At 39.0% G+C, this 21,114-nt stretch carries 22 protein-coding genes and 1 pseudogene; 12 read left to right on the top strand and 11 right to left on the bottom strand.

Annotation, left to right across the window (positions count from 1 at the left end; all coding sequences use genetic code 11):
* Positions 1-160: 160 nt before the first annotated feature.
* Together RDV53_RS06010 and nadN are read left to right on the top strand one after the other, a co-directional pair.
* Positions 161-940, top strand: coding sequence for a hypothetical protein (locus tag RDV53_RS06010; protein WP_032827502.1), 780 nt, complete (start codon positions 161-163; stop codon positions 938-940).
* Positions 941-964: 24 nt separating this feature from the next.
* On the top strand, positions 965-2,776 hold the full coding sequence (nadN, locus tag RDV53_RS06005) for an NAD nucleotidase (protein WP_005695389.1): 1,812 nt from the start codon (positions 965-967) through the stop codon (positions 2,774-2,776).
* A gap of 202 nt (positions 2,777-2,978) precedes the next feature.
* Here nadN and RDV53_RS06000 read toward each other — a convergent pair.
* Positions 2,979-3,652 (bottom strand): annotated as a pseudogene (locus RDV53_RS06000) (transposase); the annotation flags it as partial.
* On the opposite strand from RDV53_RS06000, the gene RDV53_RS05995 reads away from it, so the two are divergent.
* The 10 genes from RDV53_RS05995 to rplS all read left to right on the top strand — a co-directional run bounded on the left by RDV53_RS05995 (position 3,608) and on the right by rplS (position 11,771).
* The gene (locus tag RDV53_RS05995) at positions 3,608-4,840 is read left to right on the top strand and encodes a BCCT family transporter (RefSeq protein ID WP_005695388.1); all 1,233 of its coding nucleotides are present in this window, start codon (positions 3,608-3,610) and stop codon (positions 4,838-4,840) included. The pseudogene RDV53_RS06000 and the gene RDV53_RS05995 sit on opposite strands and share 45 nt — an antisense overlap.
* Positions 4,841-5,257: 417 nt before the next feature.
* Positions 5,258-5,488 carry a twin-arginine translocase TatA/TatE family subunit gene (locus RDV53_RS05990; protein ID WP_005695386.1) on the top strand — a complete coding sequence of 77 codons (231 nt, stop codon included), beginning with the start codon at positions 5,258-5,260 and terminating at the stop codon, positions 5,486-5,488.
* 2 nt (positions 5,489-5,490) lie between these two features.
* Entirely contained in the window at positions 5,491-6,096 is a 606-nt protein-coding gene (tatB, locus tag RDV53_RS05985; protein WP_005695385.1) for a Sec-independent protein translocase protein TatB, read from the top strand.
* Positions 6,097-6,105: 9 nt separating this feature from the next.
* Complete coding sequence (gene tatC / locus RDV53_RS05980) at positions 6,106-6,900, top strand: twin-arginine translocase subunit TatC (RefSeq protein ID WP_005695384.1); 795 nt, start codon at positions 6,106-6,108, stop codon at positions 6,898-6,900.
* Positions 6,901-6,956: 56 nt separating this feature from the next.
* The gene (gene hemB, locus RDV53_RS05975; RefSeq protein WP_005695383.1) at positions 6,957-7,979 is read left to right on the top strand and encodes a porphobilinogen synthase; all 1,023 of its coding nucleotides are present in this window, start codon (positions 6,957-6,959) and stop codon (positions 7,977-7,979) included.
* Positions 7,980-8,212: 233 nt separating this feature from the next.
* Positions 8,213-9,562 (top strand): NADP-specific glutamate dehydrogenase, encoded by a 1,350-nt coding sequence (gdhA, locus tag RDV53_RS05970; RefSeq protein ID WP_005695382.1) that lies wholly within the window; start codon positions 8,213-8,215, stop codon positions 9,560-9,562.
* A gap of 226 nt (positions 9,563-9,788) precedes the next feature.
* A complete protein-coding gene (gene rpsP, locus RDV53_RS05965) occupies positions 9,789-10,034 on the top strand; it encodes a 30S ribosomal protein S16 (RefSeq protein WP_005697005.1) in 246 nt (81 codons plus the stop codon).
* A 44-nt stretch (positions 10,035-10,078) separates the two neighbouring features.
* Positions 10,079-10,606 (top strand): ribosome maturation factor RimM, encoded by a 528-nt coding sequence (rimM, locus tag RDV53_RS05960; RefSeq protein ID WP_005697003.1) that lies wholly within the window; start codon positions 10,079-10,081, stop codon positions 10,604-10,606.
* Positions 10,607-10,643: 37 nt separating this feature from the next.
* The gene (trmD, locus tag RDV53_RS05955) at positions 10,644-11,384 is read left to right on the top strand and encodes a tRNA (guanosine(37)-N1)-methyltransferase TrmD (RefSeq protein ID WP_005697001.1); all 741 of its coding nucleotides are present in this window, start codon (positions 10,644-10,646) and stop codon (positions 11,382-11,384) included.
* A 36-nt stretch (positions 11,385-11,420) separates the two neighbouring features.
* A complete protein-coding gene (gene rplS, locus RDV53_RS05950) occupies positions 11,421-11,771 on the top strand; it encodes a 50S ribosomal protein L19 (RefSeq protein WP_005697000.1) in 351 nt (116 codons plus the stop codon).
* A 45-nt stretch (positions 11,772-11,816) separates the two neighbouring features.
* On the opposite strand, the gene mnmA is transcribed toward rplS, so the two are convergent.
* The 10 genes from mnmA to RDV53_RS05900 form a co-directional block, all read right to left on the bottom strand.
* Entirely contained in the window at positions 11,817-12,971 is a 1,155-nt protein-coding gene (mnmA, locus tag RDV53_RS05945) for a tRNA 2-thiouridine(34) synthase MnmA (protein WP_005695381.1), read from the bottom strand.
* 100 nt (positions 12,972-13,071) lie between these two features.
* Positions 13,072-13,332, bottom strand: coding sequence for a (Na+)-NQR maturation NqrM (gene nqrM / locus RDV53_RS05940; protein WP_005695380.1), 261 nt, complete (start codon positions 13,330-13,332; stop codon positions 13,072-13,074).
* 2 nt (positions 13,333-13,334) lie between these two features.
* Positions 13,335-14,375, bottom strand: coding sequence for an FAD:protein FMN transferase (locus tag RDV53_RS05935; protein ID WP_005695379.1), 1,041 nt, complete (start codon positions 14,373-14,375; stop codon positions 13,335-13,337).
* A 144-nt stretch (positions 14,376-14,519) separates the two neighbouring features.
* Complete coding sequence (gene nqrF, locus RDV53_RS05930; RefSeq protein ID WP_005695378.1) at positions 14,520-15,755, bottom strand: NADH:ubiquinone reductase (Na(+)-transporting) subunit F; 1,236 nt, start codon at positions 15,753-15,755, stop codon at positions 14,520-14,522.
* 10 nt (positions 15,756-15,765) lie between these two features.
* Positions 15,766-16,362, bottom strand: a complete 597-nt coding sequence (gene nqrE / locus RDV53_RS05925; protein ID WP_005695377.1) for an NADH:ubiquinone reductase (Na(+)-transporting) subunit E — start codon at positions 16,360-16,362, stop codon at positions 15,766-15,768.
* 3 nt (positions 16,363-16,365) lie between these two features.
* The gene (locus RDV53_RS05920) at positions 16,366-16,995 is read right to left on the bottom strand and encodes an NADH:ubiquinone reductase (Na(+)-transporting) subunit D (RefSeq protein WP_005695375.1); all 630 of its coding nucleotides are present in this window, start codon (positions 16,993-16,995) and stop codon (positions 16,366-16,368) included.
* The gene (locus tag RDV53_RS05915; RefSeq protein ID WP_005695373.1) at positions 16,995-17,786 is read right to left on the bottom strand and encodes a Na(+)-translocating NADH-quinone reductase subunit C; all 792 of its coding nucleotides are present in this window, start codon (positions 17,784-17,786) and stop codon (positions 16,995-16,997) included. The genes RDV53_RS05920 and RDV53_RS05915 overlap by 1 nt, the downstream gene beginning before the upstream one ends.
* The gene (locus RDV53_RS05910; RefSeq protein ID WP_005695372.1) at positions 17,779-19,014 is read right to left on the bottom strand and encodes an NADH:ubiquinone reductase (Na(+)-transporting) subunit B; all 1,236 of its coding nucleotides are present in this window, start codon (positions 19,012-19,014) and stop codon (positions 17,779-17,781) included. The genes RDV53_RS05915 and RDV53_RS05910 overlap by 8 nt, the downstream gene beginning before the upstream one ends.
* Positions 19,015-19,016: 2 nt before the next feature.
* Positions 19,017-20,360, bottom strand: coding sequence for a Na(+)-translocating NADH-quinone reductase subunit A (locus RDV53_RS05905; protein WP_005695371.1), 1,344 nt, complete (start codon positions 20,358-20,360; stop codon positions 19,017-19,019).
* A 399-nt stretch (positions 20,361-20,759) separates the two neighbouring features.
* Positions 20,760-21,071, bottom strand: coding sequence for a BolA family protein (locus tag RDV53_RS05900; protein ID WP_032822891.1), 312 nt, complete (start codon positions 21,069-21,071; stop codon positions 20,760-20,762).
* Between the last annotated feature and the right edge of the window lie 43 nt (positions 21,072-21,114).

Genomic DNA, 21,114 nt, shown 5'->3' with positions numbered 1-21,114 from the left:
TCTAATAAGTACGTTATATTCTCTTGAAAAAGTAAACATTATCATTCACATGCAATTTTGTTTTACGTATAATCTAAGAAACTCTCAAATAGTTTTAGGTCAAGTTTACGCGTTAAGCGGTATTTTATATTGATAAAATATCAGTTAAATGAGGTTTATTATGAAAATCAGTTTTCATTCTGTGTTACTTGGATTAGCGTCATGTATTGGCATTCAACAATCTGTGATAGCGAGTCCTCCTTCGTCTTCTCACCAATCAATATCTACTGAGTCCGCTGAGGCTTTAAAGCAACAATTTTCAATCGCTTTAGCTAAACAAGAAAAGCAACAAATTTCTATTTTACAGAAAAAACTCACCGCACTTTTTTCTTTACCTCCCCAATTTCTTGATAATCAGATCCAAATAAGCGAAAAAATCCTCACTCGCATTTTTAAAACAGATAAAAATCTCACCCCTAAATTTCTTGATTATTTATACTTTGAACCGATAAATACTGGCGATGCTAATTTAATTCAGGAAATGAAGAAAAACTTACTGGTGTCTTTTTTAGCGAATGAGCAGGCAAAAATTTATATTCGTCAAACAGATAATTCGGAGCAATTTGTTCAGGCTTTAATAGAACGGGGAGCCAAACCAGATCAAATTATATTATTGTCTTTGGATGCTAAAGGCATATTTCAAAAAATTATTGAACAGATGCGTCAAGATTTTCCTAATCAAACAACTTTTTCTATTACTGAGAATCGAGTGAGTTTGATAACCCCTTCTTCTGAAATTAAGCCCCGCCTCGCTCTAGCCAATATGATGTTTGCTCGCCAATTTAAAGGGGTGGAGGTTGATGATTTTTCGTATTTGGATCAAGCACGTGAAAATCTTCAACACAATAACTATGCTATTCGTTATAAGACTTTCCAAGCAATGCTTGAAGGCTTAAATTAATCCGTTTACTCACAAGGAGCCATTATGTTTTTATCTAAAAAATCAGTTACCTTTGCAGTTAGTGCGTTAGCAATGCTTTGCTCAGGTGCAGCCTTTGCTAAAGAAGCGCCGCAAGCACATAAAGCTGTGGAGTTAAGTATCTTACATATTAACGACCACCATTCTTACTTGGAACCGCACGAAGCGAGAATTAATTTAAATGGTCAACAAACAAAGGTTGATATTGGTGGTTTTTCTGCTGTGAATGGGAAACTTTATGAGTTACGTAAAAAGTATAAAAATCCATTAGTGCTACATGCAGGTGATGCGATTACCGGTACGCTGTATTTCACCCTTTTTGGTGGTTCTGCTGATGCGGCTGTCATGAATGCTGGTAATTTCCATTATTTTACTTTGGGTAACCATGAATTTGATGCGGGTAATGAAGGTTTATTAAAACTACTCGAGCCATTAAAAATCCCAGTACTTTCAGCCAATGTTATTCCTGATAAAAATTCAATTTTATATAACAAATGGAAACCTTACGATATTTTCACTGTGGATGGAGAAAAAATTGCTATTATCGGTTTAGATACCGTGAATAAAACGGTTAATTCCTCTTCACCAGGTAAAGATGTGAAGTTCTATGATGAAATTGCTACTGCGCAAATTATGGCAAATGCGCTAAAACAACAAGGTATTAATAAAATCATCTTACTTTCACATGCAGGAAGTGAAAAAAATATCGAAATCGCTCAAAAAGTAAATGATATTGATGTGATCGTTACTGGCGATTCACATTATTTATACGGAAATGATGAATTACGTGGTTTAAAATTGCCAGTAATCTATGAATATCCACTTGAATTTAAAAATCCGAATGGTGAACCTGTATTTGTAATGGAAGGTTGGGCTTATTCTGCTGTGGTGGGTGACTTAGGTGTTAAATTCAGCCCTGAAGGTATTGCGTCTATTACTCGTAAAATTCCTCATGTGTTAATGAGTTCTCATAAACTTCAAGTGAAAAATGCGGAAGGTAAATGGACTGAATTAACAGGCGATGAACGTAAAAAAGCGCTTGATACTTTAAAATCAATGAAGAGTATTTCACTTGATGATCATGATGCAAAAACAGACATGCTTATTTCAAAATATAAAAGTGAAAAAGATCGTTTAGCGCAAGAAATTGTTGGTGTCATCACTGGTTCTGCAATGCCGGGTGGTTCAGCGAACCGTATCCCAAATAAAGCAGGCTCTAATCCAGAAGGTTCTATCGCAACGCGTTTTATTGCAGAAACAATGTATAATGAACTAAAAACGGTGGATTTAACGATTCAAAATGCGGGTGGTGTACGCGCAGATATTTTACCAGGCAATGTGACTTTTAATGATGCTTATACTTTCTTGCCTTTCGGGAATACCTTATATACCTATAAAATGGAAGGTTCATTAGTGAAACAAGTGCTTGAAGATGCAATGCAATTTGCTTTAGTTGATGGCTCTACAGGGGCATTCCCTTATGGCGCAGGTATTCGTTACGAAGCTAATGAAACACCAAATGCGGAAGGTAAACGTTTAGTCAGCGTGGAAGTATTGAATAAACAAACCCAACAATGGGAACCAATTGATGATAATAAACGTTATCTCGTTGGTACCAATGCTTATGTAGCTAGCGGTAAAGATGGTTATAAAACGTTTGGTAAATTATTTAACGATCCAAAATATGAAGGCGTTGATACATACTTGCCTGATGCGGAAAGTTTCATTAAATTTATGAAAAAACATCCGCACTTTGAGGCTTATACTTCATCAAATGTGAAATTTAATGCTTCAACTGATGCGTTACCTAAAAAATAAAAGCTAAAATATATTGAAAATAGCGCGTATTTAACACTCGATTTTATACCTCAGGCAAACCCACTTTATAGACCATCTGGTAAAGGTGGGTTTATTTTTTGTCGTTTTATCTCTTTCTATTACATTTCACTTTAGATTGCCATTCAAGCAGTCAGTTTCGTAGAGTTTTTACCATTACCTCATATTAATAAAGTCTGAATTATAAAAAGCGTAAAAAAGCCCATATCACAAGGGCATTTTCTTGATATTTTGTGCTTGCTTGCATGTGTACTTTCGACGAACCTCTGTAATGGGCATAACTATGTCTATGGTGTTGTTCTGCTTCCGTAAAGTTATGCTCAACCATTTTTGCTAGACGTTTGTAGAGTTTTTCCCTTGCTCCGATGACTTAACTGCATTGGCGTTTTCTATCGTAGCTTGATAAGTGTGTCAGGTAATCAGCCTTTCGGCTTTTTATTTTTGTCGGGCGACGATAATCAAATACACTAATAACCTCTCGGCGAGCCAAGCTTTCTGTGATAGGGACGGTAAAATAGCCAGCATCAAGCCCGACGGCTTTTTTGGGGGGGCTGAAAGCGTTATGTCGAGGAATCAAGGTGGGCAATATAGGGGTAGTTGTCATTGACATTACCTGCCCGATGCAAAGGTATTTAAAATAATCCTATGCTTGCCTTGATATCTTTGATTTCTGTCACTTTTTCACTCGCTTTTAACGGCTTCTTTCCTTTTTTCGTATTTTCACCACATCTTGGTTGAGCATATCAATATACTGACTGACTCGTACCTTATACTTTTTATTATGTTTTTCGTTCTTATTAGCGCTGGCTTTAAATGGGGACTGTCTGTAAACGGATACTTGCCCCCATCAAGCCTTTTTCAATTTCTTTACGCTCTTGTTTTTATCCCTTACTGAAAGAAAAGATTAATGGAAAAGTAGGGGATATCATTGATATTCTCGGGATTTGTACTACCTTATTTGGCGTAGTCGCAACCTTAGGTTACAGTGCGATTCGGTTGGCTGCAGCATTCCATTCAATGCATTTATTGGATAACTCATCGTATTTGGTTCCCCTTATTTTAGTGAGTGTTTTTATCATTGCTATCTTAATTTCACTGCAAGGGATTGCCAACGGGTTCCGTATTCTTAGTGAGCTAAATCTAGGCGTTACCTTTCTCTTTATGCTATTGGTTTTGCTATTCGGTCCAACAATATATTTAATTTCGGCTTTTACGGAAAATATTGGTACCTATTTAAGCGGTTTAATTAGAGTCGGCTTCAAGGCTTATGCCTATGATGTAGAACATCTAGATTGGTTTATGGATTGGACGGTTTTTTACTGGGCATGGTGGTTTTCATGGGCGCCTGGCTTTGGGATTTTTATCGCACGGATTTCTCGCGGACGAACTTTGCGGGAGTTTATTTTCGGCGTATTGATGGTGCCAAGTTTATTCTTCGTTTTGTGGTTCACGGTATTTGGTAATGGAGCAATTTGGGTGAATGAGCATCTTGCTAAGGGGGCATTAGGTCGAGCTGTAAATGATGTGGGAGCACTTCTTTTTGATTTTTTGAGTTATTTACCCTATTCCGGTTTAACTAAAACGTTAGCTTTATTTATTATCACACTCTTTTTTATTGTAACCATTAACTTTGGTATTTATACGCTTAATAATATCGCAATTGAAGACAAAAGCCAGGTTTCACCTCGTTGGCAATCTATGTTTTGGGGTGGGCTATTGTCAGCAGTTACGTTTGTTCTTTACCTTTTTGGTGGTATTGAAATACTCCAATCAACGATGTTGTTTTTTTCTTTACCTTTCGCTCTGTTGATGTCAGTGATGGCATGGAGTTTGTTGAAAGGTTTACGATTTGAGCGTCAATATTATTCCACAGAGGTTTCAGATTTGTGGACAGGTGCAAACTGGCGTAGCCGTTTAAGACAGTTAGTGATTGAACCTAAGCGAGATGATGCCATTTTACATTTAAAAACAACGGCGCTTTTGGCAATGAGAGAGTTGCGTCAGTTACTCATCGGTACCTATGGTTTAAATGTGACCTTACAGTAACATTTTGGTCGTGATAATAATCAACTGGTTCTTTCTATTGAAAATGGTTTAGCAGAAGATTTTTTTTACCAAATTACCTTGTTCGAGAAGCCTGAGCCTGAAACTGCACAAGTCCATCATGCATTAATGGTTTCAACCAATATTCAATTGGAAGGTTATCCTTTGAGTATTACAAATGAAGAGGATTTGATTGTAGATATCTTGCAATGTTATGAGCGATACATGAAAGAACTGGATTTTGTTATTTCATAATTCCTGTCTCATGAGCAAACAGAACTGGCTGAATAATAAGACTAAAGTGCGGTTGAAAATCCTCTAATTTTTTGACCGCACTTTTAAAATTACCTCTTGAGACAAATGCATAAAAAGAGTATATTCAAGCCCAAATTTTCAATTTAATTCTAACGGAGTTTTTCTATGTTTGGTTTATCCCCAGCACAAATGATTATTTTATTAGTCGTGATTTTATTAGTATTTGGTACCAAAAAATTACGCAATGCGGGATCTGATCTTGGCGCAGCGGTAAAAGGCTTTAAAAAAGCGATGTCTGATGACGAGCCGAAAAAGGATGCTGAGTTTACTCAAATTAAAGACGGTACAACCACCGCTGAAAAAACTGAAACTGTAAAAGATAAAGAACAGGCATAACCGTGTTTGATATTGGTTTTTCCGAACTTGTTTTATTGATGCTTGTGGGCTTAGTAGTGCTAGGCCCTAAGCGTTTACCTGTGGCTATTCGCACGGTAATGGGCTGGGTGAAAACGATCCGTGGATTGGCAGCTAATGTTCAAAATGAATTAAAACAAGAGCTTAAATTGCAAGAGTTGCAAGATAGTATTAAGAAAGCGGAACAACTTAATCTAAAACAGCTTTCCCCAGACTTAAGTAAAACCGTTGAAGAGCTGAAAGAGCAAGCTCAAAAAATGCGTGCAGAGTTAGAAGAAAAAGCGGTTGCAGCAGGAACAACGGTGGAAGAGCAAATTAAAGAAATTAAAAGTGCGGCTGAAAATCCGGCTGATTCTGCGGAAAAACTTGAGGTAAGCGCACAAGAAACAGCAGAGAAACCGGTTGAAACAGCATCCACTGAACATGCAGAGAATGAAACTGCCGAAGTTTTGGAATCTGAAAAAACAGAAGTGGATTTGACCGCACTTGAACCTCATGAACAAGCTGAATTAACTGAGCGTTTATCCGATTACTATTCACCGGATGATGTGGAGCTACAGCCAGCACCCAAATCTGAAGCGAAGTCCTAGAGAATAATTATGAGCAATATGACGGACGATTCCCAACCGTTAATTACCCATCTTGTTGAACTCAGAAACCGCTTATTACGTTGTGTAATTTGTATTTTAGTGGTTTTTGTGGCGTTGGTTTATTTTTCTAATGATATTTATCATTTTGTCGCCGCACCTTTAACAGCGGTGATGCCAAAAGGTGCAACGATGATTGCAACCAATATCCAAACGCCTTTCTTTACGCCAATTAAATTAACCGCGATTGTTTCGGTGTTTATTTCTGTACCTTATTTGCTTTATCAAATTTGGGCGTTTGTTGCACCGGCACTGTATCAACATGAAAAACGTTTAATTTATCCGTTATTATTTTCCAGTACAGTTTTATTCTATTGCGGTGTAGGGTTTGCCTATTATGTTGTTTTCCCTTTCGTGTTTAGTTTCTTTACGCAAACCGCGCCAGAAGGGGTGGCTATCGCAACAGATATCAGCAGTTACCTTGATTTTGCGCTAGCATTATTCTTGGCTTTCGGTGTGTGCTTTGAAGTACCCGTTGCCATTATTTTGCTTTGCTGGACAGGTGTCACAACCACGAAAGCATTGGCGGCAAAACGCCCTTATATTATTGTGGGAGCATTCTTTGTTGGCATGATCTTAACGCCACCAGACGTGTTCTCTCAAACTTTACTTGCTGTACCAATGTGTCTTCTCTTTGAATTAGGCTTGTTAGTTGCTCGTTTCTATCAACCGAAAGAGGATGAAGAAGAGGCAACTGATGAAGAAAGTGCGGTAGAAAATCAGGGTGATTTGAATCACAAAGATTAAGAAAATGGGCGTAGGTGATACGCCCTTTTAACATCATAAAAACAGGAAATATTATTATGACTCAACAAATTTTAGGCGGTTTTCCAACCCGTCGTCTTCGTCGTTTACGTAAACATGATTTTAGTCGCCGTTTAGTCGCAGAAAATACTTTAACCGCGAATGATTTAATTTATCCGGTATTTATCATTGAAGGTGAAAATCATCGTGAACCAGTCCCTTCTATGCCTAAAGTTGAACGTTTAACGATCGATCAGTTATTAATCGAAGCAGGCCTTTTAGTGAAATACGGCGTGCCAGTGATTTCATTATTCCCTGTAGTTGAGCAAGATAAAAAATCTTTAATGGCGGATGAGGCATTTAGCCCGAATGGTTTGGTACAGCGTGCAGTGAGAGCATTGAAAGCCGCTTATCCAGAATTAGGTGTATTAACCGATGTCGCACTCGATCCTTATACACTACATGGACAAGACGGGATCATTGATGAAGAAGGCTATGTATTAAACGATATTACAACAGATATCCTGATTAAACAGGCTGTTTCACACGCTGAAGCTGGTGCTGATATTGTGGCACCGAGTGATATGATGGATGGTCGTATTGGTCGTATTCGTCAGGCATTGGAAGAAAATGGTCATATCAATACGCAAATTATGGCGTATTCTGCAAAATATGCGTCTAATTATTATGGTCCATTCCGTGATGCAGTCGGTTCTGCGGGCAATCTGAAAGGTGGCGATAAGAAAACTTATCAACTTGATCCGGCAAATGGTAATGAAGGCTTGCAAGAAGTCGCACTTGATTTACAAGAAGGGGCAGATATGGTGATGGTGAAACCAGGTATGCCATATTTAGACATGGTATATCGCGTGAAAGACTATTTCGGTGTGCCAACCTTTGCTTATCAAGTTTCTGGTGAATATGCGATGCATATGGCTGCGATTCAAAATGGTTGGTTGAAAGAAAAAGAATGCATCATGGAATCATTGCTTTGCTTTAAACGTGCTGGTGCGGATGGTATTTTGACGTATTTTGCGAAGCAAGTCGCTGAATGGCTTTACTTAGAAGGTAAAAATAAATAAGCACTTTTTAACTTGAAGTGCTAATCTAGGTGCTGATTTTAGATCTCATCTAATAAAAACGAGAAAATATTAAATGTTTTCTCGTTTTTTATTTTTTCTTCATTTTTTCTATAAAAAAACTATTGCCTAGTTGATTTTTCTATTGTTATATTGATGACACGCCGCAACAAGACGGTGATAAATAAAATAACATTACACACATCATATTAACTCACTACTAGAAGGAAAATCCTATGTCAGCAGTAGCATCATTAGACGCATTTCTTGAAAAAGTGGCTCAACGTGACGGCCACCAACCTGAATTTTTACAAGCCGTTCGTGAAGTCTTCACGTCAATCTGGCCTTTCTTGGAAGCAAATCCTAAATACCGTTCAGAAGCTTTACTGGAGCGTTTAGTTGAGCCAGAGCGCGCAATCCAATTCCGTGTGGCATGGACTGATGATAAAGGTCAAGTTCAAGTAAACCGTGCTTTCCGTGTGCAATTCAACAGTGCAATTGGTCCTTTTAAAGGGGGGATGCGTTTTCATCCATCCGTTAACTTATCAATCTTAAAATTCTTAGGTTTTGAACAGATCTTTAAAAATGCCTTAACCACATTGCCAATGGGCGGTGCGAAAGGCGGCTCAGATTTTGATCCTAAAGGCAAATCAGATGCTGAAGTGATGCGTTTCTGCCAAGCATTAATGGCTGAATTGTATCGTCATGTAGGTCCGGATACCGATGTGCCGGCAGGTGATATTGGTGTAGGTGGTCGTGAAGTCGGTTATCTTGCAGGCTATATGAAAAAATTATCAAACCAAGCGGCTTGTGTCTTTACTGGTCGTGGTCTTTCATTCGGTGGGAGCTTAATTCGCCCAGAAGCAACGGGGTATGGATTGGTTTATTTTGCCCAAGCAATGCTTGCAGAGAAAGGGGATAGTTTCCAAGGTAAAACGGTTTTAGTGTCCGGTTCGGGTAATGTGGCGCAATATGCGATTGAAAAAGCGATGGCGCTCGGTGCGAAAGTCGTAACCTGTTCTGACTCTGCGGGTTACGTGTATTTGCCTGAAGGGTTTGATCGTGACAAATTAGAAGCGTTATTAGAACTCAAAAATGTAAAACGTGGTCGAGTAGAAGAGTTTGCAAAACAATTCGGTCTTCAATATTTTGCAGGTAAACGCCCTTGGGAAGTGAAAGCAGATATTGCACTTCCTTGTGCAACCCAAAACGAATTAGAGATTTCAGACGCTAAAGCTCTAATTGCAAACGGTGTAAAATTAGTCGCTGAGGGGGCAAACATGCCAACCACTATCGAAGCGACAGAAGCATTCTTAGAAGCTGGTGTATTATTTGGCCCAGGTAAAGCAGCTAATGCGGGTGGTGTTGCGACATCCGGCTTAGAAATGGCGCAAAGTTCACAACGTTTATACTGGACAGCTGAAGAAGTGGATAAACAGCTTCATCGAATCATGTTAGATATTCATGCAAACTGTAAAAAATACGGTTCAGCAGAAGGCCGAGCAAACATTAACTACGTAGTTGGCGCAAACGTAGCAGGCTTTGTAAAAGTAGCCGATGCAATGTTGGCTCAAGGGGTTTATTAATCCAATAAATTAATGAAAAATTGACCGCACTTTGTGATGAAGTGCGGTCATTTTTTATGGTGAATTTCTCAAGTAGAAATAGGCTATTGGCTTGCTTTTTTGCTCAAAAAGTGTAAAATCTTCAGGCTTTTTGTCTATATATACAGAGAAAAAAGTAAGCTATATTCTTAAATCACTTTCGAGTTTGAGAATATTCTTTTAGTAATTAAACATTTAGAGGAAGGTTATGGTAACCATTCGTTTATCTCGTGGCGGAGCTAAAAAACGCCCATTTTATCAAATCGTAGTAGCTGACAGTCGTTCACCACGTGACGGTCGTTTCATTGAGCGTGTAGGTTTCTTCAACCCAATCGCACAAGGTAACGCAGAGCGTCTTCGTGTTGATCTTGAGCGTGTAAACCACTGGGTTGCTCAAGGTGCATCACTTTCAGATCGTGTTGCAACTTTGGTAAAAGAAGCTCAAAAAGCATAATCTCGCTTTTTGATTTAGTTCTTAAACTAAGATAGGTGAAAAATATGGAACAACAACGCATTGAAGTTGTGGGCAAATTAGGCTCAACCTACGGTATCCGTGGGTGGTTACGTATTTATTCATCAACAGAACAAGCTGAAAGCATTTTTGATTATCAACCTTGGTTTTTAAAAATCAAAGGTGAATGGCAGCCAACTGAATTAGAAAACTGGCGTCATCATAATCACGAAATCATCGTTAAATTAAAAGGCGTTGATGATCGTGAAGCTGCACAAACTTTAGCGAATGTTGAAATTGGTGTGGATTTATCTGTTTTCCCTGAACTGGAAGAAGGCGATTATTACTGGCACGATTTAATCGGTTGTTCAGTCGTCAACCTAGAAGGTTATACAATGGGAACGGTAACAGAGATGATGGAAACCGGTTCTAATGATGTGTTAGTGGTTAAAGCCAATACTAAAGATGCTTTTGGGAAACAAGAGCGGTTAATTCCGTTTTTGTATGAACAAGTAGTTAAAAGAGTCGATCTCACCACGAAAACAATTGAAGTGGATTGGGACGCTGGTTTCTAATCTCAAGTATGCACAAACGTAATGTAGTAGGCTTTTTATGTGGATAGGGGTAATTTCATTGTTCCCCGAAATGTTTAAAGCGATTACGGAATTTGGGGTTACAGGTAAAGCCGTAAAACACAATCTTCTGCAAGTGGAATGTTGGAATCCAAGAGATTTTACATTCGACAAGCATAAAACCGTGGATGACCGTCCTTATGGTGGTGGTCCGGGAATGCTGATGATGGTGCAACCTTTACGGGATGCGATTCATGCTGCGAGAGCAGCTGCAGGAGAAGGCGCAAAGGTGATTTACCTTTCGCCACAAGGACGTAAACTCGATCAAGGTGGCATAACGGAACTTGCTCAAAATCAGAAATTGATTTTGGTATGTGGACGTTACGAAGGTATTGATGAGCGATTGATTCAAACTGAAATTGATGAAGAATGGTCAATCGGCGATTACGTTCTGACCGGTGGGGAATTGCCGGCAATGACATTAATTGATGCTGTTGCGCGATTTATTCCCGGTGTATTAGGCAAACAAGCTTCGGCAGAAGAGGATTCTTTTGCAGATGGTTTATTAGATTGCCCGCATTACACCAGACCGGAAGTGTTAGAAGGATTAACGGTACCGCCCGTGCTGATGTCGGGACACCACGAAGAAATTCGGAAATGGCGATTAAAACAATCGCTACAAAGAACGTGGCTCCGACGCCCTGAGCTCTTAGAAGGCCTAGCTCTGACTGACGAACAACGTAAGCTGTTAAAAGAAGCGCAAGCCGAATATAACAGTTAGTTTCAGTTACATCTAGGATCAATAAAGGATCAAACAATGTCTAACATTATCAAACAACTTGAACAAGAACAATTAAAACAAAACGTACCTAGTTTCCGCCCAGGTGATACTTTAGAAGTTAAAGTATGGGTAGTTGAAGGTAGCAAACGTCGTTTGCAAGCATTCGAAGGCGTGGTTATTGCAATTCGTAACCGTGGCTTGCACTCAGCATTCACTTTACGTAAAGTATCTAACGGCGTAGGTGTTGAGCGTGTATTCCAAACTCACTCTCCAGCTGTAGATTCTATCGTTGTTAAACGTAAAGGTGCAGTACGTAAAGCTAAACTTTACTACTTACGTGAACGTTCAGGTAAATCTGCTCGTATTAAAGAGCGTTTGGGCGAATAATTTCGCAAAGAAAAAGGCTTGGGATCCCAAGCCTTTTTTGTTAGGTTATTTAATCCGTTCTTCGATAATCCCACCGCCCAAACAAATTTCACCAAGGTAAAATACGGCAGATTGTCCTGGTGTGACGGCTGATTGAGGTTCATCGAAAATCACTCGAATAGTTTCATCATCAATCGGTTCAATCACACAAGGAATATCTTGTTGGCGATAACGTGTTTTAACCGTGCAACGTACTAATTCACGAATTGGCTCGCGATCAACCCAATGTAATTGGCTAGCAATCAAACCTTTTGAAAATAAACGAGGATGGTCATGCCCCTGAGCGACAATAAGCTCATTATTTTCAACATCCTTATCTACCACATACCAAGCCTCATCACCCGCATTTTTTAAACCACCAATGCCTAACCCTTTACGCTGTCCCAACGTGTGATACATCAAACCATCATGGCGACCAATAATTTCACCATCAACAGTACGAATATCACCAGGTTGAGCCGGTAAGTAACGAGCTAAGAAATCCTTAAATTTACGCTCACCAATAAAACAAATACCGGTAGAGTCTTTTTTCTTCGCCGTAATTAAGCCAAGCTCTTCAGCAATAGCGCGAACAATGGGCTTCTCAATTTCACCAACGGGGAATAAACTTTGTCCCACTTGTTTATGGCTTAAGGTATAAAGAAAATAACTTTGATCTTTATTAGCATCTAAACCACGTAATAATTTTGCATTTTCATCATCACCAGCCCTACGTACATAATGCCCTGTTGCAATGTAATGAGCACCAAGATCTTCAGCTGCATATTCTAAAAATGCTTTAAATTTAATTTCTTTATTACACAAAATATCTGGGTTCGGCGTGCGCCCTGCTTTATATTCAGTTAAAAAATGCTCAAATACATTATCCCAATATTCTGCAGCAAAATTAATTTTATGTAGTTTAATCCCCAACTTATCACATACAGCCTGAGCATCTGCAAGATCAGCTGCTGCAGTGCAGTAATCCGTATCATCATCTTCTTCCCAGTTTTTCATAAACAGGCCTTCCACCTGATAGCCTTGCTGTTGAAGAATAAAAGCTGACACAGAAGAATCCACTCCGCCAGACATACCACAAATGACTTTTTTTGTCGCATTTCTCGCAAGCTGTTCTTGCGTCAATTGAGGAAAGTATTGATTATAAGTATTTGAAATTAACATAGTTCTCCCGTAACTTCGGCTAAGGCGAAGCACATTGGTCATTGAATGAGAAAACGGCAAAATAATTTTGCACATAAAGTGCGGTCATTTTTGATGCAAGTTATTTCACTTCATAAAATTGCGAATCACCATCTTTTTTCGCAAATTTTTGCTCATATTCGGCTTTTGCTTGTTTATCGCCCGCATCTAATTTTGATTGAAGCGTGTCGCAAGGTTTATCACAATCACAAGCTTTGGCAATACCAAGGGTAGATAAACCACCGCAGCTGCCTTTTAAACTTTGTTTTTTGATAATAAATCCGATAGACATCAACAATATAATTGCGACGAAAGCGATTAAAGTAAAAAATAAAGTTTGCATAACTATTCTTTTGTTTCTGTTAATTTTTTGAAAGCAGAGGATGATTTTGTCACAAAACCATTATCTGTTTTAATGATTAAATAAACGGCAAGATTATTTTTCTCAGCCACTTCTAACGCCTTGTCTTCACCAAGCACAAATAACCCTGTTGATAAGCCATCTGCAGTCATTGAAGTTGGTGCAAGTACCGTAATTGAGGCTAAATGATGCTGAATTGGATAACCTGTTTTCGGATCAATTTCATGAGCAAAGCGTTTACCATTTTCTTCAAAGTAAATTCGATAATCGCCAGAACTTGCCATTCCCATATTGTCTAATCCAATGACAGCTTCAACCGCTCTTTCACCTGTTGTAGTTGGTTTTTCAATTGCGATCTGCCAAGGTTTGCCTTCAATATTTTTTCCTTTCGCACGAATTTCTCCGCCGATTTCAACCATGTAATTCTGAGCATTTAATTGTTCTAACTTTTCAGCGACCAGATCAACGCCAAAGCCTTTAGCAATCGAGGACAAATCGACATAAACTTGAGGAAGTGCTTTGCTTAATGTCGGTTTGGCAGCACTCATATCGAGGGCAATTTTATCAATACCAACCCAAGCTTGGCGTTCAGCTAATTGTTCTGGTGTAGGTTGTTTTTCTGGACGTTTTTCCGGGCCAAATCCCCATAAATTAACGACAGGGCCAACAGTTACATCCAATGCACCTTCAGTCACTTTATTTAAACGAATCGCTTCGGCCAATACTTTGGCAAAATCTGCTGAAATCTCAATCGGTGTATTCACTTGGGTATTTTGATTGAAACGACTCAATTCCGAATCTTTTTTGTAAGTGGACATTTTCGCGTTCACATCTTTTAAGATAGCTTCAATTTCTTCATGCGTCTTTTCAGATGTTGCTTTCATTGAGCCTTCATCAAGGTATTTAACATGATAAGTTGTTCCCATTGTTTTACCACTTAATGAGATAACTTTTGTTTCTTTTTCACAGGCTGCAAGACTTAATGCCATTGCCACCGCCACGATACCGCTTATTAATTTTTTCATCTGGATTTCCTAAATCTGTGAACTACTAGCAAACTAAACAAAATTTACCTGTAATCATAGAAAATTTTCTAAAAACACCTTAAATATTGACCGCACTTCATCACAAAGTGCGGTCAGTTTTCATGATGTTTTGATTAACTAAAATCAACCACCGAAGTCATCTAATAAGATGTTTTCATCTTCAACACCGAGGTCTTTCAACATTTTGATTACCGCAGCGTTCATCACTGGAGGTCCACACATGTAGTATTCACAATCTTCAGGTGCTTCATGATTTTTCAAGTAGTTTTCATAAAGTACGTTGTGAATAAAGCCGGTGTAACCTGTCCAGTTATCTTCTGGTAACGGATCAGATAATGCCACGTGCCATGTAAAGTTTGGATTTTCTGCTTGAAGCTGATCAAAATCTTCTACATAGAACATTTCACGTTTAGAACGTGCACCATACCAGAATGACATTTTACGTTTAGAATGTAAACGTTTTAATTGGTCAAAGATATGAGAACGCATTGGTGCCATACCCGCACCACCACCGATGAAGACCATTTCATTGTCAGTTTCTTTCGCAAAGAATTCACCGAATGGACCAGAAATTGTCACTTTATCACCCGCTTTTAATGACCAAATGTACGAAGACATTTGACCTGGAGGTGCATCAGGTTGACGTGGTGGAGGCGTTGCAATACGCACGTTAAGCATAATGATGCCTTTCTCTTCTGGGTATGAAGCCATAGAATAAGCACGGATAATATGCTCGTCTACTTTAGACACATAACGCCATAAGTCGTATTTATCCCAGTCCTCATGGTATTCTTCTGGAATATCGAAATCTTTATAGTAAACCGTATGTGGATCAGCTTCGATTTGAATATAACCACCGGCACGGAAAGGTACTTCTTCGCCTTCAGGAATAGCCAATTTAAGCTCTTTGATGAAGGTTGCTTTGTTATCGTTAGAAATAACAGTACATTCCCATTTTTTCACGCCGAAGATTTCTTCTGGAAGTTCAACGTCCATGTTGCCTTTTACATTCACTTGGCAAGCTAAACGATAACCTTCTTTTGCTTCACGTTTATTAATATGAGAAAGTTCAGTTGGAAGAATTTCACCACCACCACTTTTCACTTTCACAATACATTGGCCACAAGAGCCACCGCCACCACAAGCAGAAGAAACGAAAATACCTTTACTTGCTAATGCACCAAGTAATTTGCCACCAGCTGGTAAAGTAATCGCTTTTTCAGGATCGTCATTAATAGAAATGGTGATATCACCAGAATCCACTAATTTTGATTTAGCGAATAAAATAATCGCAACGAGCACTAAAAGGATAACCGTAAATGCCGCAACACCTAATAATAAAATTGAAGATTCGCTCATTTATGCCTCCTTATAACTGAATACCAGAGAATGACATAAAGCCAAGCGCCATCAAGCCCGCAGTAATAAAGGTAATCCCTAATCCTTTTAAGCCTGCCGGTACATCGGCATATTTCATTTTTTCGGTTAAGCCTGCAAGCGCAACGATTGCTAACATCCAACCAAGCCCTGCACCCACACCATAAACTGCAGATTCTGCAAAAGTGTATTCACGTTGTACCGCAAAAGATACACCACCAAAGATCGCACAGTTTACGGCGATAAGTGGAAGGAAGATACCTAATGCGTTATAAAGTGCAGGGAAGAATTTATCTAAAGTCATTTCAAGAATTTGAACGATACCTGCGATAATCCCGATAAACGTAATAAAGCTTAAGAAGGATAAATCTACCCCTTCAACTAAGGCGCTATCTTTTAACACATGTTCGAACACAAATTGGTTCGCCGGCACAGAAATACCAAGCACCACTGTTACTGCAACCCCTAAGCCGAATGCTGTTGACACTTTTTTCGATACGGCAAGGAAAGTACACATACCTAAGAAGAAAGAAAGCGCCATATTTTCAATGAAGATCGCCTTCACAAATAGGCTAATATAATGTTCCATTGATTATTTCTCCTGTTGCTCAGGTTTCCACGTTCTTAAGCCCCAAATAACGAAGCCAATAATAAAGAACGCACTTGGTGCAAGAAGGAATAAACCGTTTGGTTGATACCAACCACCGTCTTGAATTGTTTGGAATACAGGGAAACCAAATAAACGACCAGAACCGATTAGTTCACGTAATGTTGCAACAATTAATAAGATCGCACCATAACCTAAACCGTTACCGATACCATCAACAAAGCTTTCTAGCGGAGGTGATTTCATCGCAAACGCTTCTGCGCGTCCCATTACGATACAGTTTGTAATGATAAGACCAACGAATACAGAAAGCTGTTTAGATAAACCATAAGCATAAGCTTTTAATACTTGGTCAACCAAGATTACTAAAGATGCGATAATTGCCAGTTGCACAATGATACGGATACTATTTGGAATATAGTTACGAATCAATGAAATGAACAAACTGGAGAAACCGGTTACCAAACTTACCGCAATCGCCATAACGATCGCAGTTTGTAATTGGGTCGTTACCGCTAATGCAGAACAGATACCCAAAATTTGCAAGGCAATCGGGTTATTTTTAACAATAGGATCGAATAAAAGACCTTTTAAGTTTACTTTTGCATCAGCCATTATTTGATTTCTCCTGCTTTAAATTTCGCTAAGAATGGACCAAAGCCATTTTGGCTGAACCAATAATCAAATGAACCTTGAACACCGTTACTGGTTAAAGTTGCACCTGATAAACCATCTACACCGTGCTCTTTATCTGCAGCAGAGCTACCTTTGTAGATTTTGAATTTTTGGTTACCTTGTTCATCGAATAATTTTTTATCAACGAACTGTGCTTGCCAACGTGGGTTCGCAATTTCGCCCCCAAGACCAGCTGTTTCACCTTGATCATAGTAAGTAATACCTTTGATGGTATTCGCATCTGGTGCAACAGAAACAAAACCATACATGGTTGACCATAAACCACGGCCATACATTGGTAATACAACTTGGGTTACATTGCCTTGTTCATCTTTTACAAGATAAACACGCGCTTGGTTTGCACGAACCTTAATTCCTGCTTTATCTGCCTCAGCTGGGATAGCTTGGCTTTTAGCTGGATCTTTAACGGCATCTTTAGGTTCAAATTTATTAATTTCTTCTGCTGAAGCTTGAACGTAATCACCACTTTGCAAATCCACTAAACGTGGTTCAATAAATTTGCTGTAAGTGTCTTTAATTACTGATGCATTATCTTCTTTCATTAAGCCAGCAACAGTTAAAATGTTACGTTGAACGTCGAGTGCTTTTTGTTCATCTTGTTTGGATTTTAATGCTACTGCAGCACCAGAAACCACGATAGAACACACTAAACTTAGCAACACAACAACGGTAACTGTACCGCTAACGCTATCTTTATTAAATTTAGCCATTTGTTCTTGCTCTCCGACGTTTGATATTTGCTTGAACCACGATGTAGTCGAAAATTGGTGCAAATAAGTTTGCAAATAAAATCGCTAACATCATCCCTTCTGGATAAGCTGGGTTCACTGTACGAATTAATACAGCCATCACGCCAATTAACGCACCGTACCACCATTTACCCGTGTTGGTAAATGAAGCGGATACAGGGTCTGTAGCCATGAAGATCATACCAAGTGCAAAACCACCTAATACAAAGTGCCAATGCCAAGGCATTGAGAACATTTGGTTAGAATCAGAACCGATTAAGTTGAATAAGGTTGCAGTACCAATCATACCGATCATGACACCAGCCATAATGCGCCAAGAAGCAATTCGAGTGAATACAATCACTGCACCACCGATTAACAACGCAAGCGTTGAAACCTCACCCATTGAACCTGGAATATTACCAATGAATGCATCCATCCAAGTAATAGGTTGACCGGTTACAGTGTGTTGTAATGCTGCTTGACCACCTTGAGACCATTGTGAAAGTGCGGTTGCGCCTGAAAAACCATCTGCTGCAGTCCATACTAAGTCACCGGAAATTTGAGCCGGATAAGCAAAGAATAAGAATGCACGACCCGCAAGCGCAGGGTTCATAAAGTTACGACCTACACCACCGAAGATTTCTTTCGCTACCACGATACCAAAGCTGATACCAAGTGCAGCTTGCCATAATGGTAATGTTGGTGGAACGATTAACGCAAATAAAATGGTTGAAACGAACATCCCTTCATTTACTTCATGACCACGTACCACTGAGAATAATAATTCCCAAATTGTACAAACGGTAAATACCACTAAGTAAATTGGTAAGAAGAAGATCGCCCCTAACGCCATTTTTGAGCCCCAAGTTGCATTATTGGTTAAATCTAAACCTAATGAACTTGCAAGCGCATAGTGCCAATCGTTAGCAATTAATTGATCTAAATTGCCTAATTGATTTAAGGCAGGGATCGCTTGGTTACCCACATTGTACATCCCATAGAAAATCGCTGGGAACAACGCAAGGAAAACCGTAATCATCATACGTTTTGAGTCTAACGCATCACGAACGTGTGTGTTTTTGTGCGTTACCGTACCTGGTGTATAAAGCAAGGTATAAATCGATTCAAAGACCGGATAAAGCTTGCTGTATTTACCACCTGGTAAAAACGCGGGTTCCATTTTTTCAAAAAGATTTTTTAAACCCATTTTTAACCTTCCTTCTCAATCTTATCTAATACTTGACGCAAGATTGAACCGTATTCATATTTGCCCGGGCAAACGAAAGAACATAATGCTAAGTCTTCTTCATCTAATTCAAGACAACCTAACGCTTGTGCACCATCGGTATCACCCACGATTAAATCACGTAATAATAATGTCGGTAAAATATCCAACGGCATTACGCGCTCATAGCTACCGATTGGTACCATTGCACGCTCACCACCATTTTCTGCAGTAGTGAAATTGAATAATTTCTTACCAAAGTGACCTAATACGGTACGGGTAATCGAATATTTGTTCGATTGTGGTGTGATCCAACCTAAGAACTCTTTCTCATTACCTTCTGCAATCACAGAAACTTGTAATGCATAACGACCTAAATAGTCGTGAGCATCTTTTGCGGTTTGACCACAAAGTACTGAACCAGAAATTACACGGTTATTACCGTCTTTTAATTCACCTGCCGTTAATTGAGAAAGGTTAGCACCGATTACGGTACGAACTAAACGAGGCTCTTTCACTTGCGGACCCGCAAGAGAAATAATGCGTTCTACATAAAGTTCGCCCGTGGTGAATAATTTACCGACAGCAATCACATCTTGATAATTGATGTGCCATACGGTTTTATTTACACCAACCGGATCGATAAAGTGAATATGAGTACCTACTAAACCAGCTGGATGGACTCCGCCAAAATCATGTACTTTAAGGTTAGGTAAATCCACGGTTGGGATATTGCTATCACCCGCTTTACATAGATTTAATGGTTTATTTGGGAATAGACGACTTAATACCGTTAAACCGTCAATAAAATCTTGCCAATGCTCTTTTAATACCACCTCTGGATTTGCAGCCAAAGGATTGGTATCCATCGCATTTACAAACAGAGAAGAAGGTTCTGCATCTAAGGCAGGCACTTTGCTGAACGGACGAGTGCGGAATGCAGTCCACAAACCGGATTCAACGAGATTTTGTTTGACTTGTTCGGAAGAAAGCGTATTGAGCTCACCTGCGTTATATTTAGCGAAAGTAACTTGATCGTTACCTTGCACATCAATGACCACAGATTGTAATACACGTTTTTCGCCACGATTAATTACAGTGATAGTACCACTAGCAGGGGCAGTAAAAACCACTCCAGGGTTTTTCTTATCTTCAAAAAGCACTTGGCCTTTTTTCACGACATCGCCTTCGCGAACCTTCATAGAAGGACGCATACCCACATACTCTTCACCAAGAATCGCAACCTGATTCACAGCGTTACCGCTATGGATTACTTGTGCTGGTTTTCCTGCAATAGGAAGATCCAAGCCTTTTTTGATTGTAATCATACTGTTTGCACTACTTTTCTAGGTTAAAAACACGATTGCGATTAAAGCATATACTCTAAAAGCAATCTCGCGATTGAGCGTGACAGAAAACACTTTTAAGATCAAAGCATTATTAACTGACACATAAATTTAAAAACTCAAATCTATTTAATTCCTCGACGAGTAAGGAATCACTTACACATCCAGAAATTGAAATTCGAAAATTAAAAGCGCCCCATTTTATCTAAAATTGAGCTTTTATGCCACTTTATACCCTTACTTTTTGTGAAATATTTGTGAATATTTCTAAACCAACGTTTATCAAGAATACGGATAAAATGATTTTAAAATAAAAAGAGAGAAGGATAGCCACCTTCTCTCTTCTTATGAAAATCTAATATAGGGAACGTAAGGAAATACTTACTGTCCAACACCAAGACAATTTGGTGATTTTGGAAATGCTTCACCTATGCTCTCCCATTCGCTTTTTGTATAAAGGTGAAGCGCTAATGCGTGAATGCCATTTTTTAAATCATCGTCAAAAAGTTGGTAAAGTTTTTGGTGGCGCTGCACCTTGCGCATGCCTTCAAAAGCATCGCTGACAATCACTAATTTAAAATGAGAATCAGCCCCTCGACCGGAACTGTGCATATGACTTTCATTTTCTACGGTGGCAAAGTGCGGTTGAAATTCGGCTTGAATTCTCTCTAATAATTCTTGCTGTTTTGACATAAATAAACTCCCTAACTTTTTGCTATACATTCAGCGTTAAGTT

The sequence above is a fragment of the Haemophilus parainfluenzae ATCC 33392 genome (assembly GCF_031191205.1).
Taxonomy (GTDB): Bacteria; Pseudomonadota; Gammaproteobacteria; order Enterobacterales; family Pasteurellaceae; genus Haemophilus_D; species Haemophilus_D parainfluenzae.
Note: the sequence above shows the minus strand (reverse complement) of the source record. Positions and strands in the feature narration are given on the sequence as shown.

Excerpts from the sequence above, each read along its gene's own strand:
- RDV53_RS06010 (WP_032827502.1), top strand. The coding sequence starts at position 161 with ATGAAAATCAGTTTTCATTCTGTGTTACTTGGATTAGCGTCATGTATT.
- nadN (WP_005695389.1), top strand. The coding sequence starts at position 965 with ATGTTTTTATCTAAAAAATCAGTTACCTTTGCAGTTAGTGCGTTAGCA.
- RDV53_RS05995 (WP_005695388.1), top strand. The coding sequence starts at position 3,608 with ATGGGGACTGTCTGTAAACGGATACTTGCCCCCATCAAGCCTTTTTCA.
- RDV53_RS05990 (WP_005695386.1), top strand. The coding sequence starts at position 5,258 with ATGTTTGGTTTATCCCCAGCACAAATGATTATTTTATTAGTCGTGATT.
- tatC (WP_005695384.1), top strand. The coding sequence starts at position 6,106 with ATGAGCAATATGACGGACGATTCCCAACCGTTAATTACCCATCTTGTT.
- hemB (WP_005695383.1), top strand. The coding sequence starts at position 6,957 with ATGACTCAACAAATTTTAGGCGGTTTTCCAACCCGTCGTCTTCGTCGT.
- gdhA (WP_005695382.1), top strand. The coding sequence starts at position 8,213 with ATGTCAGCAGTAGCATCATTAGACGCATTTCTTGAAAAAGTGGCTCAA.
- rpsP (WP_005697005.1), top strand. The coding sequence starts at position 9,789 with ATGGTAACCATTCGTTTATCTCGTGGCGGAGCTAAAAAACGCCCATTT.
- rimM (WP_005697003.1), top strand. The coding sequence starts at position 10,079 with ATGGAACAACAACGCATTGAAGTTGTGGGCAAATTAGGCTCAACCTAC.
- trmD (WP_005697001.1), top strand. The coding sequence starts at position 10,644 with ATGTGGATAGGGGTAATTTCATTGTTCCCCGAAATGTTTAAAGCGATT.
- rplS (WP_005697000.1), top strand. The coding sequence starts at position 11,421 with ATGTCTAACATTATCAAACAACTTGAACAAGAACAATTAAAACAAAAC.
- mnmA (WP_005695381.1), bottom strand. The coding sequence starts at position 12,971 with ATGTTAATTTCAAATACTTATAATCAATACTTTCCTCAATTGACGCAA.
- nqrM (WP_005695380.1), bottom strand. The coding sequence starts at position 13,332 with ATGCAAACTTTATTTTTTACTTTAATCGCTTTCGTCGCAATTATATTG.
- RDV53_RS05935 (WP_005695379.1), bottom strand. The coding sequence starts at position 14,375 with ATGAAAAAATTAATAAGCGGTATCGTGGCGGTGGCAATGGCATTAAGT.
- nqrF (WP_005695378.1), bottom strand. The coding sequence starts at position 15,755 with ATGAGCGAATCTTCAATTTTATTATTAGGTGTTGCGGCATTTACGGTT.
- nqrE (WP_005695377.1), bottom strand. The coding sequence starts at position 16,362 with ATGGAACATTATATTAGCCTATTTGTGAAGGCGATCTTCATTGAAAAT.
- RDV53_RS05920 (WP_005695375.1), bottom strand. The coding sequence starts at position 16,995 with ATGGCTGATGCAAAAGTAAACTTAAAAGGTCTTTTATTCGATCCTATT.
- RDV53_RS05915 (WP_005695373.1), bottom strand. The coding sequence starts at position 17,786 with ATGGCTAAATTTAATAAAGATAGCGTTAGCGGTACAGTTACCGTTGTT.
- RDV53_RS05910 (WP_005695372.1), bottom strand. The coding sequence starts at position 19,014 with ATGGGTTTAAAAAATCTTTTTGAAAAAATGGAACCCGCGTTTTTACCA.
- RDV53_RS05905 (WP_005695371.1), bottom strand. The coding sequence starts at position 20,360 with ATGATTACAATCAAAAAAGGCTTGGATCTTCCTATTGCAGGAAAACCA.
- RDV53_RS05900 (WP_032822891.1), bottom strand. The coding sequence starts at position 21,071 with ATGTCAAAACAGCAAGAATTATTAGAGAGAATTCAAGCCGAATTTCAA.